15 protein-coding genes are annotated in these 17,952 nt (G+C 34.7%); 7 read left to right on the forward strand and 8 right to left on the reverse strand.

Features of this window, described 5'->3' with window-relative positions; genetic code table 11:
- Together K8V80_RS07025 and K8V80_RS07030 are read left to right on the forward strand one after the other, a co-directional pair.
- Positions 1-491: ABC transporter substrate-binding protein (locus K8V80_RS07025; RefSeq protein WP_338083562.1), on the forward strand; the 491-nt coding region annotated here is incomplete at its 5' end.
- Between the two features lie 6 nt (positions 492-497).
- On the forward strand, positions 498-1,481 hold the full coding sequence (locus tag K8V80_RS07030) for a FecCD family ABC transporter permease (protein ID WP_006745542.1): 984 nt from the start codon (positions 498-500) through the stop codon (positions 1,479-1,481).
- A gap of 82 nt (positions 1,482-1,563) precedes the next feature.
- Here the strand turns inward: K8V80_RS07030 and K8V80_RS07035 are convergent, their stop codons facing one another.
- Positions 1,564-2,373, reverse strand: coding sequence for an META domain-containing protein (locus tag K8V80_RS07035; protein WP_006745543.1), 810 nt, complete (start codon positions 2,371-2,373; stop codon positions 1,564-1,566).
- Positions 2,374-2,697: 324 nt separating this feature from the next.
- On the opposite strand from K8V80_RS07035, the gene K8V80_RS07040 reads away from it, so the two are divergent.
- The 3 genes from K8V80_RS07040 to recA are packed head-to-tail and all read left to right on the forward strand — an operon-like array spanning position 2,698 to position 5,388.
- Positions 2,698-3,891, forward strand: a complete 1,194-nt coding sequence (locus K8V80_RS07040) for a saccharopine dehydrogenase family protein (RefSeq protein ID WP_006745544.1) — start codon at positions 2,698-2,700, stop codon at positions 3,889-3,891.
- Positions 3,888-4,343, forward strand: coding sequence for a thioredoxin-dependent thiol peroxidase (gene bcp, locus K8V80_RS07045; protein ID WP_006745545.1), 456 nt, complete (start codon positions 3,888-3,890; stop codon positions 4,341-4,343). The genes K8V80_RS07040 and bcp overlap by 4 nt, the downstream gene beginning before the upstream one ends.
- Position 4,344: 1 nt before the next feature.
- Positions 4,345-5,388: a recombinase RecA gene (gene recA, locus K8V80_RS07050; protein WP_006745546.1), complete on the forward strand. Its 1,044-nt coding sequence runs from the start codon at positions 4,345-4,347 to the stop codon at positions 5,386-5,388.
- Between the two features lie 541 nt (positions 5,389-5,929).
- Here recA and cydB read toward each other — a convergent pair.
- The 7 genes from cydB to K8V80_RS07085 form a co-directional block, all read right to left on the reverse strand.
- A complete protein-coding gene (cydB, locus tag K8V80_RS07055) occupies positions 5,930-7,084 on the reverse strand; it encodes a cytochrome d ubiquinol oxidase subunit II (protein WP_276776497.1) in 1,155 nt (384 codons plus the stop codon).
- 53 nt (positions 7,085-7,137) lie between these two features.
- Positions 7,138-8,688: a cytochrome ubiquinol oxidase subunit I gene (locus K8V80_RS07060; RefSeq protein ID WP_006745548.1), complete on the reverse strand. Its 1,551-nt coding sequence runs from the start codon at positions 8,686-8,688 to the stop codon at positions 7,138-7,140.
- Between the two features lie 37 nt (positions 8,689-8,725).
- Positions 8,726-8,950, reverse strand: a complete 225-nt coding sequence (locus tag K8V80_RS07065) for a DUF4492 domain-containing protein (protein ID WP_006745549.1) — start codon at positions 8,948-8,950, stop codon at positions 8,726-8,728.
- 241 nt (positions 8,951-9,191) lie between these two features.
- Positions 9,192-9,899, reverse strand: a complete 708-nt coding sequence (pgl, locus tag K8V80_RS07070; protein WP_276776502.1) for a 6-phosphogluconolactonase — start codon at positions 9,897-9,899, stop codon at positions 9,192-9,194.
- Positions 9,896-11,422 carry a glucose-6-phosphate dehydrogenase gene (gene zwf / locus K8V80_RS07075; protein WP_006745551.1) on the reverse strand — a complete coding sequence of 509 codons (1,527 nt, stop codon included), beginning with the start codon at positions 11,420-11,422 and terminating at the stop codon, positions 9,896-9,898. Before zwf ends, pgl begins: the two co-directional genes overlap by 4 nt.
- A 5-nt stretch (positions 11,423-11,427) precedes the next feature.
- Positions 11,428-12,897: a decarboxylating NADP(+)-dependent phosphogluconate dehydrogenase gene (gene gnd, locus K8V80_RS07080; protein WP_276776504.1), complete on the reverse strand. Its 1,470-nt coding sequence runs from the start codon at positions 12,895-12,897 to the stop codon at positions 11,428-11,430.
- Between the two features lie 438 nt (positions 12,898-13,335).
- Positions 13,336-14,541 (reverse strand): porin, encoded by a 1,206-nt coding sequence (locus tag K8V80_RS07085; RefSeq protein ID WP_276776507.1) that lies wholly within the window; start codon positions 14,539-14,541, stop codon positions 13,336-13,338.
- Between the two features lie 299 nt (positions 14,542-14,840).
- Between K8V80_RS07085 and K8V80_RS07090 the strand changes: the two genes are divergently transcribed.
- Complete coding sequence (locus tag K8V80_RS07090; protein WP_006745554.1) at positions 14,841-16,271, forward strand: aspartate ammonia-lyase; 1,431 nt, start codon at positions 14,841-14,843, stop codon at positions 16,269-16,271.
- A gap of 588 nt (positions 16,272-16,859) precedes the next feature.
- Entirely contained in the window at positions 16,860-17,879 is a 1,020-nt protein-coding gene (locus K8V80_RS07095; RefSeq protein ID WP_276776511.1) for a phenylalanine--tRNA ligase subunit alpha, read from the forward strand.
- The last annotated feature ends 73 nt before the right edge of the window (positions 17,880-17,952 follow it).

A 17,952-nucleotide genomic window follows, 5' to 3' on the forward strand; every position in this document is an offset into this window, starting at 1 on the left:
TTAATGATATTGAAGCAAATTATCTAACTGCAAAGCAGATAGCAAACCATGTTTCTGAAAAGCCAAGTATCCTTTCGGGACAAGATTTTCGAGGTACATGGTCTCTCCCATCAGGAAATAGTTATGCCGCTCAACTTTTTAAAGATGCAAAGGTAGCCTATTATTATGAGGACGAAGTAGCTCACCAAGGTAGCATACCTTCATCCATTGAAGAAGCTATGGTCTATTTTCACAATGCCGATTTATGGGTTAATGTACAAGCCAAATCACTCGAAGAGCTAGAACAAAACAATGACAAATATAAATTATTCAAAGCCTTCAAAGAGGGAAATGTTTACAGCAACAACAAACGTTCACATGCTGAAGGTGGAAATGATTACTGGGAAAGTGGTGTTGCTCGACCAGATCTTCTTTTGAAAGATTTAATAAAGGTAGCACACCCATCACTCCTTCCTGAATATGAACTTACTTATATGAGAAAATTAGACTAAACTTTTATGAAACATAAGTTTGTTATACTTGTATTCTGTTGTATCATGGCTTTCCTTGGAGATATTGCTCTAGGCAGTGTAACTATTTCATTTAAGGAAATCTACAATGCTCTATTCGTAAATAGTGATTCCATCTATTATCAGATTATTATCAATCATAGATTACCCAAAGCCTTAACTGCATTGCATATAGGAGGTGCATTGGCGGTTGCCGGACTTTTAATGCAAACTCTCTTCAAAAACCCACTAGCAGGACCAGACGTTTTGGGAATCAACTCTGGTGCTAGTTTAGGCGTAGCCTTATTAACTTTGGGTGGAGCGAGCTTTCCTTTCTTTTTAAGTAGTGCTTACACTCAAGTTGTAGCAGCTATATTGGGTGCTATTTTAATATTACTATTGGTTCTTCTCACGTCAACCAAAGTAAAAAGCACCGTATCTTTATTAATTGTAGGTGTCATGTTTGGCTACTTCACTAGTTCGATAGTTAGTATCTTACAAAACTTAAGTAATCCAGATACACTCAAACTCTTTATCACTTGGACATTTGGTAGTTTGTCTGCTGTAAGCTGGGATCAAATGAAAATATTATCACCTACACTGATCGGTATGGTATTTTGCACCTTTTTGATCGTAAAACAGTTGAATGTATTTTTATTAGGTAGTAAATATGCCAAAGGACTAGGAGTTTCTGTTGAAAAAACCAGATTCTATATTATTCTATTAACAGCTGTATTAGCAGGAACAGCTACAGCTTTTACAGGACCTATCGGCTTTATAGGTGTAACCATGCCACATATTGCACGAGGACTCTTTCAAACTTCTAATCATAAAATAATTTTACCTGCTTCCATTTTATGTGGAGCCACTGTTTTACTTATTTGTGATATCATTTCTCAACTGCCCACTTTCAATGCTACCTTACCCATAAACGCAGTAACATCACTATTTGGAGCACCTATAATTTTATGGATTTTGCTAAAAAAAAGATAGCGTAATAGAATTCTATAACGCTATCTTACCAAGAATAATATTATTTTATTAAAATTAAAACTAAAGCAAATTTCTTATTCATTTATTCGTTCACTTTTATAAATCTAAGTACTTCAACTCCTTCGGGATTTAGAAAAGTTAATTCTGTTGTAGAAGGACTTAATTTATACGTTTCAACGCTGTTTAAGGCTTTTAAAAATTGATTTTCCACCTCCATATTAGGACAAGCCATACGTGTAGAGGCTACATTAGGAAAACTCATTGAACGATTTACTTCTTTATTGGAGACAATCTGACCAGTTATTCTGTTACAACCAGCAAGTCCAGTTATTGATTTTTTCTGAATATCTAGTTCGATGAATGGTTTTGTAGGATTACCTTCATTCTTCATTACTAGCTCTTCTCCATTTATGCGGCTTACTTGCCATTTAGCAGATAATAAAACAGCTTCACTAACCATATCTTTTCTATCTAAAATAGCTATTGGCTTAGACATATTTCCATACAATGCAATCTGTGTACCTATTGATTTATAAGATTTTACTCGGCTAAGCATATTTAAAACTTTACTTTCAACATCCATATTCGGACACATCATTAAAGTAGCGGCAGCCTTGCCTAAGTTAATCTTACCCGATTTACCTAATGTGTAAGAACCATTCATACGGTTACAACCCGCATTTCCGTAAAATTGATTTACTTCTGTGTTAAAACCTATAAAAGGGAAAGGTTGGCGATCACCTGGAACGATAGAAGATCCATCAATTTCAATGATGTTCCACTCTCCATCTAAATTTGTTGCAGAGTTTGTCATACTTTGAGATGATTTACATGATTGCAGTGTAAAGGCAGCGACAGCAATTGCACAAATGGTAAATAATGATTTTTTCATAATTATAAATTATTTATTTCTAGTCTTCTGTTTAATAGTAAAATCTTTATTATCTTAAATACTGCATGAGTATACAACATTTAACATTGTAAAAGTCAAATATATTACTAAATAAACAAAGAAACTTTTCTACAAATTTGAAAACGAATCTTAAATATACAACATTTACCTAAACAGTAATGTTTATACAATGCAGATATATAAGAGAGTACGCTTTTAGAGCAAAAAATGAACTTCCCTTTTATAAGAAGAAACTAGAAATATTCTCGTATATTTGCTATACATAATTATAATATTTTATAACCCTCTAAATCACAATAAAAAATGGGTAGAGTCCTTATTATTGGTGCTGGTGGTGTTGGAACCGTAGTAGCACATAAAGTGGCACAAAATGCCGATGTATTTACTGACATAATGATTGCTAGCCGCACTAAATCGAAATGTGATGATATAGTAAAGGCTATTGGAAATCCAAACATAAAAACAGCTAAAGTTGACGCAGACAATGTAAAAGAATTAGTTGATTTATTCAATTCTTTTAAACCTGATATAGTTATCAATGTAGCTCTTCCTTACCAAGATTTAACCATCATGGATGCTTGTCTTGAAGCAGGCGTAAATTACCTAGATACAGCCAACTATGAACCTATTGATGAAGCTAAATACCAGTATAGCTGGCAATGGGCTTATCATGATCGTTTTAAAGAAGCAGGACTAACAGCTATTCTGGGTTGTGGTTTTGATCCCGGTGTAACTAGCGTTTATACTGCTTATGCAGCAAAGCACCATTTTGATGAAATTCATTATCTAGATATTGTAGATTGTAATGCAGGTGACCATCATAAAGCATTTGCTACAAACTTCAACCCAGAAATCAACATCAGAGAGATCACTCAAAAAGGTAGATATTATCAAGATGGAGAATGGGTGGAAACTGATCCTCTATCAATCCATAAGCCTCTAAACTATCCTAATGTAGGACCAAAAGATTCATATCTTCTATATCACGAAGAGTTGGAGTCTCTAGTTAAAAACTTCCCTACACTCAAGAGAGCTCGCTTCTGGATGACATTCGGTCAAGAATATCTTACTCATCTAAGAGTGATTCAAAATATAGGTATGGCCAGTATAGAACCTATCATGTATCAAGGAAAAGAAATTGTTCCTATTCAGTTTTTAAAAGCTGTTCTTCCTAATCCTCAAGAGCTAGGCGAAAACTATACTGGTGAAACATCAATAGGTTGCCGCATCCGTGGTATTAAAGATGGCAAAGAACAAACTTATTATGTATATAATAATTGTAGTCACAAAGCTGCTTACGAAGAAACAGGTATGCAGGGAGTAAGTTACACAACAGGTGTACCAGCTACAATTGGAGCTATAATGTTCTTAAAAGGCATCTGGAAAAAGCCAGGTGTATTCAACGTGGAAGAGTTTAACCCAGATCCATTTATGGAACAACTAAACAAACAAGGCCTTCCATGGCATGAACAACATAACATAGACCTAGAATTATGATTAAAATCGGAGATAAAGCTCCAGCTATTCTTGGAATCAATGAAGATGGTAAAGAGATAAAGCTGGAACAATACAAAGGAAAAAAAATAGTATTATACTTCTATCCAAAAGATAGCACTCCTGGTTGTACTGCACAAGCTTGTAGTCTGCGTGACAACTATGACGAACTTCGTAAACAAGGTTACGAGGTAATTGGAGTAAGCATTGATAGCGAAAAGTCTCACCAAAGATTTATTGAAAGAAATAACCTTCCTTTCACTCTCATTGCTGATACAGACAAAAAACTAGTAGAAGAGTTTGGCGTATATGGAGAGAAGAAAAATTTTGGTAGAACTTATATGGGTACATTCCGTACTACTTTTATCATAAATGAAGAAGGTGTAGTGGAACGTATTATTGAACCCAAAGAGATAAAAACAAAGACACACGCAGACCAAATTCTTAACAAATAAAATGGCAAAAAAAGACGAACTAAATTTTGACAATAATATGGCAGCAAGTGAAAAGCTAAAAGCACTACAAGTTGCAATGGACAAAATCGAAAAAAACTTCGGAAAAGGGTCCATCATGAAAATGGGCGACGAAGTTATTGAAGATGTAGAAGTTATTCCTACTGGTTCCATTGCTCTAAATGTAGCACTTGGTGTGGGTGGATACCCCAAAGGTAGAATCATTGAAATATATGGTCCTGAATCATCAGGTAAAACTACTCTTGCTATTCATGCTATCGCTGAAGCACAAAAAAAAGGTGGTATAGCTGCTTTTATTGATGCTGAGCACGCATTCGATCGCTTCTATGCAGCAAAGCTAGGAGTAGATGTAGATAATCTATGGATCTCTCAGCCTGATAATGGAGAGCAAGCTCTTGAAATAGCAGAACAGCTAATCCGTTCTTCAGCGATTGATATTATAGTGATTGACTCTGTGGCTGCCTTAACACCTAAAGCTGAAATTGAAGGTGAGATGGGTGAAAACAAAGTTGGATTACAAGCAAGACTTATGTCACAAGCTCTTAGAAAGCTGACTTCTGCTGTCAGTAAAACAGGAACAACTTGTATATTTATCAACCAGTTACGTGAAAAAATAGGAGTAATGTTTGGTAGTCCAGAAACTACTACTGGTGGTAATGCTCTGAAATTCTACTCTTCAGTACGATTGGATATCCGTAGAGGACAACAAATTAAAGATGGTGAAGATGTACTTGGTAACCAAACAAGAGTGAAGGTTGTAAAGAACAAAGTAGCACCTCCTTTCCGTAAAGCTGAATTTGATATTATGTTTGGAGAAGGAATTTCACGTGAAGGTGAAATTGTAGACCTAGGCGCAGATCTTGGTGTAATCAAGAAAAGTGGTTCTTGGTATAGCTACAACGAAACCAAACTAGGACAAGGTAGAGATGCTGCTAAAAAACTAGTTAAAGATAATCCTGAATTATCTGATGAACTAGAAGGTCTTATTTTTGAAGCATTGAAAGAGCCTAAAGAAAAAAAGAAATAATAACAAGATATCTCTTCTTTACAAAAAAGCCACCCATCGGTGGCTTTTTTTATACTTAATCATCATCTTCATCAAGAAGATAGTACAATTGTTCTCTGAGGTTTAATCATCAATAACCTATATATAAATCATAAAAATTTATTGACTCCATTTTACACCAGCAAACCTTGAAGTCTAGGAGCAAAATAAATATTTGTATGAAAATCCTTATCCATCATAATTGTGAATTAACATTTCAGATCCTGAAGGTAGAACTCGCTGTGAACTAATTTTAGCATATAGTTTGACTAAGTCAAGCAATCATCATGACACCGACATGATGAAACGATGACACCGATATGTTATTATCATATCACCATCAAAATGTTGCTAAGACTTTTATGATTAGCCTTTATTTTATCCTTTCTCTCATAGAATATGACGTATAAAACCCTACCAAATCACTACCATTTCTTGATAGAATATTCATTCGAAAGACATACCAATAATAAAGGCGAACTATATAAGTCCGCCTTTATCAAAACTATTATAAGAATAATATTTAGTAGGTAGTATTCTTTTTCGAAGTTACTTCCTCTACTGTAATTTTCTTCACGTCAATGCTCTTCCAAGCATAGTATATGTAAGCAATAACAAATGGTACTAAGAAAGAAACATAAGTCATCACTTTCAATGTAAACTTACTAGAGCAGCTATTAGCTAGTGTTAATGAGCTTTGTAAATCAGCATTAGAAGGATAATAAGCTGTATTATTAAATGCAGCTACAAGTAATAAACCTAGAACCGTTAATACTGTACCCAAACCAGCAAACCAGATGCCTTTTGTGTAATTAGACTTCAATATAGTAGCTATAATACCAAATAGTACTAATACCACACCAATCAAGAAAATAGCCAACACAAGGGGCATTTCTAAGAAGTTAGTTAAGTATTTATATTTTTCAAGAGATATAATACCTGTTTCTGGATCTACTGCGTAACCTTCTTTAATTAATAGATAAACAGCAAAAGCAAGGAAGAAAACTAAGAAACAAGCAGTATTGCTTACTAAGCGTTTTCTACATCTATCGATAAACTCCTTATGATGAATATTATTAATAAAATAAAGGATACCTAGAATACGAGCTAAAAAGAATACCGCTAAACCTAAAGCAACATTCCAAGGATCAAGTAATGCATCTAAACCATGAGAAGCATTGGCCCAGTGGCTTATTACGCCCGAACCTGTATCACTCAATATATTACCCTTATCTACTAGGAAATTAGAACCATTAAAGAATGTAGCTACAGCACCACCTAATAAAACAGGACCTAAGATACCATTTACTACCAAGAAGCCTTGATAAACTTTAGCACCCAATAAATTACCAGCTTTATTTTGGAACTCATAACTAACGGCTTGCATCACAAAGCTGAACAAAATAATCATCCATAACCAATATGCGCCACCGAAACTTGTACTATAGAAAAGAGGGAATGAAGCAAAGAAACCTCCACCGAATGTTACTAATGTAGTAAATGTAAATTCCCACTTTCTACCCGTTGAATTGACCATTAATTTTTTTTCCTCTTCAGTCTTTCCTAAAGAGAATAGCATGGAATTACCTCCTTGTACAAACAAGAGGAACACCAATATGCCCGCAAGTAATGCCACGATTACCCACCAGTAATGTTGTAAAAATATATAATTATCCATAGTTATTTTATTTTCATTTTAATATTAGAAATAGTTAATCCTATTATAGCAGATTAAGCTACTTCAGGTCCTTTCCTTATCGCATTACGCATAATACCAATCATAGCAATAAGCATAATAGTAAAGAGAACAAGGAAAATAGTAAATGTAATTTGTACTGAACTAACATCTAACTTGGAAATTGCAGCATTGACAGGCATCATATCTTGAATTGCCCAAGGCTGACGTCCACATTCTGCTACTACCCAACCAGCTTGACCAGCTATATACCCTAAAGGTATTGTTAGGACTGCAATCCAGTTCATCCATTTCATATTAGATATATCGCGTTTTTTCGCAAAGAATAAAACGAGACAGAAGAATAAAATAAAATAACCACCCAATATTACCATAATTCTAAATGCATAGAAATTCAAAGGCACATTAGGAATTAAATCATGTTTATCTTTTATATAACCATAACCAAAATATTGCTCATTTTCACGAAGAGATGTCAGAGCTTCTTGTGCGGTTTGTTCATCTCCTTGTTCTTTAGCCATTCTATATTTTGCTAAAGAAGTAATAGCAATCTTACCCTTTTGCATCTTCTCTTCAGCAGATAGTGCAATAGAGCCATCAGCCAATTCATAACCACCGTCCATAACATCTATAATGCCAGGAACGTAAGCGTTAAAATCACGTTGAGATAAGAAAGAGAGGAATCCTGGAATCTTTATATTAAAAAGAAAAGGATCTACACCATCATTATAAGCTTGTTTCTTAGTATTCAGCAAACCAACAGCAATAAGACCTGCTTGTTTTTCACCTTGGTAATGTGCTTCAATAGCAGCAAATTTCATAGGTTGGGTTTGAGCTACTTGATAACCAGAAGAGTCACCTGTTAATACAACAAGAACAGAAGATACAATACCAAATATTGCACCGATAGTCATACTCTTAACGGCAAACACTTTGTGTCTTTTCTTTAGTAAATACCATGCACTAACTCCCACTACAAATACAGCTCCTAATACCCATCCTGATAATACAGAGTGGAAGAATTTCACTACTGCCATTGGAGATGTAGCCACGGCAACAAAATCAACCATTTCGTTACGTACAGTATCAGGATTAAATTCCATACCTATTGGGTATTGCATCCATCCATTTGCAACAAGAATCCACCATGCTGAGATAGTTGCTCCAATACCCGTCAACCATGTTGAAGCTAAATGGAAGCGTTTACTAACTTTATTCCATCCAAAGAACATTACTGCAATAAAGGTTGCCTCCATAAAGAAAGCTAGAATACCTTCAATAGCTAATGGTGCTCCGAAAATATCTCCGACAAACCAAGAGTAGTTACTCCAGTTTGTACCAAATTGGAATTCAAGAATCAAACCTGTAGCAACACCTACAGCGAAGTTAATACCAAATAACTTCATCCAAAATTTGGCTGTATTCTTCCAGAATTCATTTCCTGTTTTGTAATAGATTGTTTCCATTACTGCCATAACCACAGCCAATCCTAAGGTCAATGGCACAAAAATCCAGTGATACATGGCCGTTAGAGCGAATTGAGCTCTCGACCAATCAATCAATGCTGTGTCAATACTTGCAATCATACATTTATGTTTTTAAAAGTAATTAGAATATTCAAACTTATTCTTGCTCTGCAATGCGATCAATTAATTCATCCGCAACAATTTCTGTTTTTGGAGCTTCGGACGGATGATTACTTAAATAACCTGGGAAAAAAAATGGCTTAAGAATGCAAAACATTATGAACAATTTTATTAAGATAATTGCCCATAAGACCTTCCCTATTGTCATTGACCGAAATCCATCAACGTAAAATCTCCAAATTTTAATACAAGTTTCTCTCATACAAGCTCCTTAATATTCATTTATATAATAACAAAACTATTAATATTATTTAATAAAAACAAAATAAGAGGGCAAAAACCACTCAAAAAATGATATATATTTTTAAAACAACTTGTCTTTTTTATGCAAACCAAATTTAAATCGAATAAAAAGGAAGAGCCCAACTACTTAAACTTAAATAGTTAGGCACCCTTATATAAAAAAGCCAAGCATTTATTTTGCTTGGCTTTGTAAATATAAATTAAAGCTTATTTCCTGCTAAATCATCAATAAATATTTCAACAAGAGATGCATGATGAGCAACATAAGCTGCAGGACCTGTATCACCCGAAGAATAAATATCTGCTACCACATCTGCTTTATTTTCTCCTGTAATTAAAAATACAACTAAATCTGCATTTATAATGGTATGCCCTGTCATAGCAATGCGTTCTTGTCCATTATAAGGATTGTGACAAGCTACAAAAGGCTCTTGTGAAGTTAATAACTCTTCCTGACCCGGGAATATTGAAGAAGTATGACCATCGTCACCTGCTCCTAGCAATACAACATCAAATTTAGGGAAGCCGTTTACTTCTGACATCTGCTCCAAAGTTATTGCCGTATATCTTTTAGCTTCTTGTGCTGGATCATCTTCGCCTCTCATTCTAAAAATTTGATTTTCAGAGATAGGCACTTGATCTAATAGCAACTTTTTCATCAGTCCATAATTGCTATCTGAATCTTCTGGAGGTACACATCTCTCATCTACCCAATAAACATAAAGACGAGACCAATCCGTGTCATCTTTATATTCATTAGCCCACATATCAAACATTAAGGCGGGTGTACTTCCTCCACTAAAAGCTATATGAAACTTTTTTTTCTCATCCATACTCATCAGATCCAAAAGTCTTTCGATAAGTGCAGATGCAGTTTCATTTGCTGTTTTATATTTTAAAAGTTTCATAACTCACAATATTGATCAGTGTTCGTCAAATTCTTACATGGATTAGTCCATGATGCCCCATGCTCTTTCATCATTTCTTCGCTTTCAAGAGGTCCCCATGTGCCTGCAGGATAGCCAAACAAGGAAGCTTTAGGATTCTCTTCCCAATACTTCAATACTGGGTCAAAGAAGTTCCATGAAGCCTCTACCGCATCACTACGGGTAAACAAAGTCTGGTCACCCAAGATACAATCCTCAATCAATCTAGAGTAAGCATCCCCAACAGGTGCACCCCCTAATCTATCGTATGTGAAGTCCATTTCAACTTGTTTTATATCAAAACCAGGACCTGGAACTTTCATACCAAACTTCAAGACAGTTCCTTCATTTGGTTGAATACGAAGTATCAATTTATTAGCCGTAGGGCAATTTCCTCCTGCACACTGAAACATTTGATGAGGTGTTGGTTTAAAGTGCACCACAATCTCCGTTACCTTAGTAGGCATTTGTTTTCCCGTACGAATATAAAATGGCACTCCACTCCATCTCCAATTGCCAATGCCTATTTTCATAGCGATATAGGTTTCGGTTCGAGATTTCTCTGGCACACCTTTTTCTTGACGATAGCCTTTCTTTTCTCCGTTTTCAAGATATTGTCCTCGAACAATATGTTCGTCTAAATCCTCTTTTGTTAAGGGAACAAGTGAATCATAAACCTTAACTACTTCATTACGGAAACTATCTGCATTAAAGGTAGCTGGTGGTTCCATAGCTGTTAAAGCCACGAGTTGAATTAAGTGATTCTGAACCATATCTCTTAGAGCTCCTGTACCATCGTAAAAACCTCCACGATTCTCTATTCCAAGGTTTTCAACAGCCGTAATCTCTACATAGTCTATATAGTTTCTATTCCACAAGGGTTCAAAAATACCATTTGCAAATCGAAGAGCTAAAATATTTTGAGCTGTTTCTTTTCCTAAGAAGTGATCAATACGATATACTTGATGTTCATCAAATACTGAATTATAGATTTCATTCAACTTTTGTGCAGATTCTAAATCATACCCAAATGGTTTTTCCACTATAATTCGAGAGTTTGGTAAATTCAAACCAGACTTTTGAAGGTTTATAGGAATTGTACTATATAATGAAGGTGGTGTTGCTAAATAAAATAGCAAATTATCTAAAGGAGCATCACCAACCATCTCTTCCAACTTTACCTTTAATTTCTCATAAAAGGGAGCTGCATTCTCACCCATTTCCATAGGGAAATAATAAAGATGAGTAGCGAAATCATCCATTATTTTAGTATCCTGTTCTTGCTCTTTCACAAAATGATTAAGCTCTTCACGGATATATTTTTGGTATGACTCATCTGAATATTCAGTTCTCGACACACCTACTATTTTATAATCACCTTCTATTCTGCCCTCTTTGTGTAAAGCATATAGAGCAGGCATTAATTTCCTTTTCGTTAGATCACCTGATGCTCCAAATATGATCATAATGAGCGGGTGACTGTCTTTTCTATTCTGTCTTCTCATACTTTTTAAACATTATAAGTTCCCGACTTTGTATCTCCACCATGACCTGTCCAGTTTTCGTGGAAGAACTCCCCTCTTGGCTGATCAACTCGTTCAAAAGTATGAGCTCCAAAATAGTCACGTTGAGCCTGAATCATATTAGCAGGTAGTGAACTAGAAGTTAATGAGTAAAAATAATTTAAAGCGGAAGAGAATGCAGGAATTGGCATTTCTTCTTTTAGTGCATGAGAAACAAGATGCTTCCAACCAAATAACATCTGCTCTATCTCAGCCTTAAAATAAGGAGCAAATAAGAGATGCTTTGGTTTGTCTTCTGCTTCAAAAGCCGCAGCAATATCATTTAAGAATACACTACGGATAATACATCCTTCGCGCCACATACGAGCAATAGAAGCTAGATTTAGATCCCAATTAAATTCATCTGATGCTTTTTGCAACACAGCAAATCCTTGAGCATAAGAAACCAGTTTAGAAGCATATAAAGCAGACTCTACATCTTCTATCATATCGGCTTTATTATATAGACTCTTTTCTTTGTCTTCATGGAATAACTTAGAAGCCTCAACACGAACCTCTTTATTACTTGATAAGCTTCTCTCAAATACAGCTGAAGCAATTAATCCTAGGGGCATTCCAAGCTCCATAGCATTTATTACCGACCATTTTCCTGTACCTTTTTGACCAGCAGTATCTAGTATTTTATCTATTAGGTATTCTCCATCTTTATCTTTATGCTTCAATATATTTGCTGTAATCTCTATCAAGTAGCTACTCAATCGACCTTCATTCCACTTAGAGAAAACTTTGGATAATTCTTCATTAGATAATCCTAAAAGATTGCGCAATACCCAGTACGATTCTGAAATCAGCTGCATATCACCGTATTCTATTCCGTTGTGAATCATCTTCACAAAGTGACCAGAGCCACCAGGACCTACCCAATCACAGCAAGGCATACCATCTTTAGCTTTAGCTGCAATACTTTGTAATACAGGTTTAACTTCTTCCCATGCAGATTTTGTTCCTCCAGGCATAATTGCAGCACCATTAAGTGCTCCTTCTTCTCCTCCCGAAACTCCTGCTCCAACAAAACGGAAACCTTTTGATTCGGCTAGTTTAACACGACATTCAGTGTCTTCAAAATTAGAGTTACCTCCATCTATTAAAATATCTCCTGTTGATAAGTGAGGAAACAATTGTTCCATCAATTGGTCTACTGGACTACCAGCACGTACCATCATCATTATTTTTCTAGGGGCTTTAATAGAAGCTACAAAATCAGCAATTTCTGTATATCCTTGTATGTTTTTACCCTTGGCTCTACCTGCTACAAATCGATCAACCACTCCTTCTTCAATCCCAGGTACAGTTCTATTGTATACAGACACATTCCATCCACGACTCTCCATATTTAGGGCTAGGTTCTCACCCATTACAGCTAATCCGATTAGCCCTATATCCGTTTTCTTTTGCATATTATATAGTTAGTATTTAGTTCTGATAAAATAATTTTACAAAAGTAGACAAACTACTTTATTTATTATTCAACTTTAGAAACATATATACTTTGTGTTTTGTTCGCACTTTCACACCATATAACAAGCATTTCTGCATACTACAAGAACTACAATCAAGGGTATCAAAAAGATAGCCAAGATTAAATTTCATTTTCATTCTCCTCAATTAATTTTATATAAGCTATTAAAAAGTTTTTTTAACCCTAGCCAATTTACTGCTTCCATTAAACAACCTAGCTTTAATTTATTTGAGGTAGTACTAATTACTTTAATTCACATTTTATTATACAAAGAGAAAATACGGTTAGTTGATTTCACAAAAACATTCCTTCTTAAAAACAAAAAGATGAATCCATTATTGAATTCATCTTTTTATTATTACCAAATTCTATCTAATCAAAACAAAGGCAGATGATAAATAAAACCTAAAGAAACTCTACTTTGATCTAGATTCTCATGTCCCATACTTTTGGCACTATCCGTGTATCGATAAGATTTCCCTACATAGGTTAAGAATAAGTGAAGATTAGATTCATTCATAGGGTAAAATTCTAAACCGGTAGAATACCCACAAGTGCTTCTATACTTTCCTTTCTTCAAAAGCTGATCTCCACTATAACAAGCATCGTTTGATGACGCTGTTTCATAAGATCCTTTAATAAAAACATTCCACTTTTCCTTAACCCTATAATTAAATTCAAGAATGAAGGACAAATAACGAGCTCCTACATTTTGAAAACCAGCAGTTTCATCCTTATTGTAATTTAAAATAGAAGTAATAATGTTCTTTTGATCCAACTCTTCTTTGGAATACATAAAATCAAAATAACCTCCGAAATTATTCAACTTAAATTTATTTCCTAGGGACAAAAAATAGAGGTTTTTACTTTTCGCCTCATTCATATAAGTAAAAGACCAACGAGGATTATAATAATCTGAAAAGTTACCATTCCAATTTAAAGTATAAGCTAAAGGAAGCTTGGCATCTTCTACATCTACCTTATATAATTCTTCAACACTCATAGAGTTTCTATTATTAGTTATTTGAAGATTTAGTTCTTGGGTAGGAGTAAACTGATATCCCAAAGTAACACCAGACATAAAGCCAATCATATTGTCTATAATATCTGAATACTCGTATACATTAATCGGATTTAAATCAAATTCTATACCACCATAGGCAGCAAACAATTTCCCTGTAGTTATAGAAAGTTTCTTAGATAGTTTAAAAGATAGGTATGCTACATCAATAGAGTTGGGCATATTATCAAGTTGCCCACTGGCATCATTACTTCTGTTCAACTTCTGCCTATACCGATATGATAACCAGCTATTCAACTCTCCCCTAGCCTCTACTCTAAACTCTCGCATACTAAAACAGCCTCTATCAAACCCTTTATTAAAGTAAGCATCAGCACTACTATGAATATCAAAAAATAAGTTTAATTTATCTGTTTTCTTTTTGAGACCAGAAACTTCTTCAAAAAGTGTTTTTTCTTTTACCATAAGTTGAGTATTCGTTCGGTCTAAATCTTTGCCCAACAAGATAGAGCAAGGAAAGAATAGAGCGAATAAAGCAACTCCTAAATAAATATTTTTCATAGCAATCCCAGTTTTATTTTGTGTGTAAGGTTATTAATATGAGCTTTTTTAAGATAAAGGGAAAATGACACTTTTTATAAATTCTTCCAATATCTTAATTAACAGATAAATATAGAAATTAATATTTAGTTGGTTTTAGTAATATGTCAAAAAAAAATGGTATTTTGCATTGGACAAAAAAATACTTTTTGGCACTCAATTACAAGAATATATTAAAACTATGACATTTTGTTATTTGCCTAGTTTGTTTGACAACAATTAGCAACATAATAATGAAAATCTTTTAACTTAACACAATTATGGAAACTAAGAAAACGCGCATCGAAAGCGATTTAATCGGCTCAAGAGAAATTCCAGAAGAAGCTCTTTACGGAGTTCAAACTCTTCGTGGTATTGAAAACTTCCCTATCAGTCAGTTTAAAGTTTGTCAATACCCTTTATTCATAAAAGGTTTAGCTGTTACTAAAAAAGGTGCAGCTATCGCTAACCATCAACTAGGTTTACTTCCTGATGATATCTCAAAAGCAATTATTCAAGCTTGTGATGAACTAAGAGAGGGAAAACATCATGAACACTTCCCAGTAGACATGATTCAAGGTGGTGCAGGTACTACAACTAATATGAATGCAAACGAAGTTATTGCAAATAGAGCGCTTGAAATCTTAGGTCATAAAAGAGGACAATACGAATTCTGCTCTCCAAACGACCACGTAAACCGTTCGCAATCAACTAATGATGCATATCCAACGGCTATTCATTTAGGACTTTATGCTACTCATTTAAAACTGGTAACTCACTTAAAAGACTTAATTGCTTCTTTAGATAAGAAAGCTCAAGAATTTAAGAGCGTTGTTAAAATGGGACGCACTCAATTACAAGATGCTGTACCTATGACATTAGGTAGAACATTTCATGGCTTTGCTAATATATTAACTCATGAAATAGAAAACCTAAACTTTGCTGCAAAAGAATTCCTAACTGTAAATATGGGTTCTACTGCTATTGGTACAGGTATCTGCTCAGAACCTGGTTACTCAGAAAAATGTGTAAAAGCACTTAGTGAAATTACTGGTTGGGAAATCAAACTTGCTGATGACTTAGTAGGTGCAACTTCAGATACTAGCTGCATGGTGGGTTATTCACAAGCTATGAAGCGTGTAAGCGTTAAAATCAATAAGATATGTGATGATCTTCGTTTACTATCTTCTGGTCCACGTTGTGGCTTAGGCGAAATCAATCTTCCAGCTATGCAACCGGGTTCTTCTATCATGCCCGGCAAAGTAAACCCAGTTATTGCAGAAGTAGCAAACCAAGTAGCTTACAAAGTAATTGGTAACGATGTTTGTGTTACTATGTGCGGTCAAGCTGCTCAGATGGAGTTAAACGCTATGGAACCTGTTATGGCACAGTGCTGCTTCGAATCAGCCGATTTACTAATGAATGGATTCGACACACTACGCATCCGTTGTATTGATGGTATCACTGCCAATGAAGAACATTGTAAAAAACAAGTACTAAATAGTATTGGTATTATTACTGCTCTTAACCCAATCATCGGTTATAAAAACTCAACTAAGATTGCTAAAGAAGCAGCTTCAACTGGTAAAGGTGTTTATGAATTAGTACTAGAACATGACATTCTTGATAAAGAAGATTTAGATACTATTCTTAAACCTGAAAACATGATTAAACCTGTGAAGTTTGACATCAAACCAAAAAGACATTTATAATCATACATTTTCAATTTCAAAAAGAGAGGCTGTCTAATTCATTTTAGACAGCCTCTCTTTTTAATACATAGGTATAATAATTACTTAGAACGTGACAACCCCATTTCTTATCGAAAAATAGACACTTTTTTATTCATAAATAGAAGAAGATATTCAACTCAGACATTCAAACATCATAACACCGACAAGAGACTGCTTTGACACCGACATGATGATGTCATGTCGGTGTCAAAGTGAATCTGTTTCTTTATGACAGGAATAGATTTATTCAATACAAACCTCAGATAATAAGCTAAATAACACTCAATTTACAGAAGTATTTCTCTACTACATATTATTTACAATATGTACTCAAAAAAACGCCCTATTCCTACTTCTTTTTCAAGAAAGAATAAGAACACCCTATTTTAACCTCCACACCAAATTTGTAGGTTATATTTTAATACAATCCGCTGAAAAGAAGAGAATAAATAAACCTCCTCCACACAAATCATTCTCAAAACTAGAAAAGTAGCACAACTTCAGTTTTTTACTAGATAATATTGTATATTTGCAGGGAACCAAGAAAAATAATTAGAACACGAAGATATGATAGCTAAAATAGAACAGCTTCTTAAAGAAGTTGAAGCGCTAAAAGCTTCTAATGCTGAAGAAATTGAAGCTCTACGTATTAAATATTTAAGTAAAAAGGGAGAAGTATCTCAACTTATGAAAGAGTTAAGAGAAGTGCCCAATGAACTTAAAAAAGAAGTAGGTATGAAGTTGAATGAGCTAAAAAACAAAGCTCAAGAAAGAATTACCTCTTTAAAATCACAATACGAAACTCAAGACACATCTGCTGATGAATTGGATCTCACTCGTACTGCCTATCCTATAGAGCTAGGTACAAGACATCCTATCACATTGGTAAAAAATGAAATCATTGACATTTTTTCTAGCCTAGGATTTAGCATTGCTGAAGGCCCTGAAATCGAAGATGACTGGCACGTATTCTCAGCATTGAATTTTGCTGAAGACCACCCAGCTCGTGATATGCAAGACACCTTCTTTATAGAATCACATCCAGATATCGTATTACGTACACACACTTCATCGGTTCAAACTCGTGTTATGGATTATGCTAAACCCCCAATTCGCATTATTTGTCCAGGTAGAGTTTATCGTAACGAGGCTATCAGTTACCGTGCACACTGCTTCTTCCATCAGTTAGAAGCTTTATATATAGATAAAGATGTTTCATTTGCCGACTTAAAGCAAGTACTTTTACACTTTGCTCAAGAGTTGTTTGGTAAAGAAACAAAAATCAGATTACGTCCATCATACTTCCCTTTTACTGAGCCAAGTGCTGAAATGGATATCAGTTGCAATATCTGTGGAGGAAAAGGTTGTCCTTTCTGTAAAAACACAGGTTGGGTAGAAATCCTTGGTTGTGGTATGGTAGATCCGAATGTACTTGAAGCAAATGGCATTGATAGTAATGAATACAGTGGATATGCTTTAGGTATGGGTATTGAACGTATTACCAACTTGAAATATCAAGTGAGCGACTTACGATTATTCTCTGAGAATGATACTCGATTCCTAAAGGAATTTGAGTCGGCTCATTAATTTATAATATTTAAAAGAGGTTGTCATTTTATTGACAGCCTCTTTTTTTGTGGGGTTATGTTTCCAAGATCGG

The sequence above is a fragment of the Bacteroides coprosuis genome, from assembly GCF_020741705.1.
In the GTDB taxonomy this organism is placed as follows: Bacteria; Bacteroidota; Bacteroidia; order Bacteroidales; family Bacteroidaceae; genus Bacteroides_E; species Bacteroides_E coprosuis.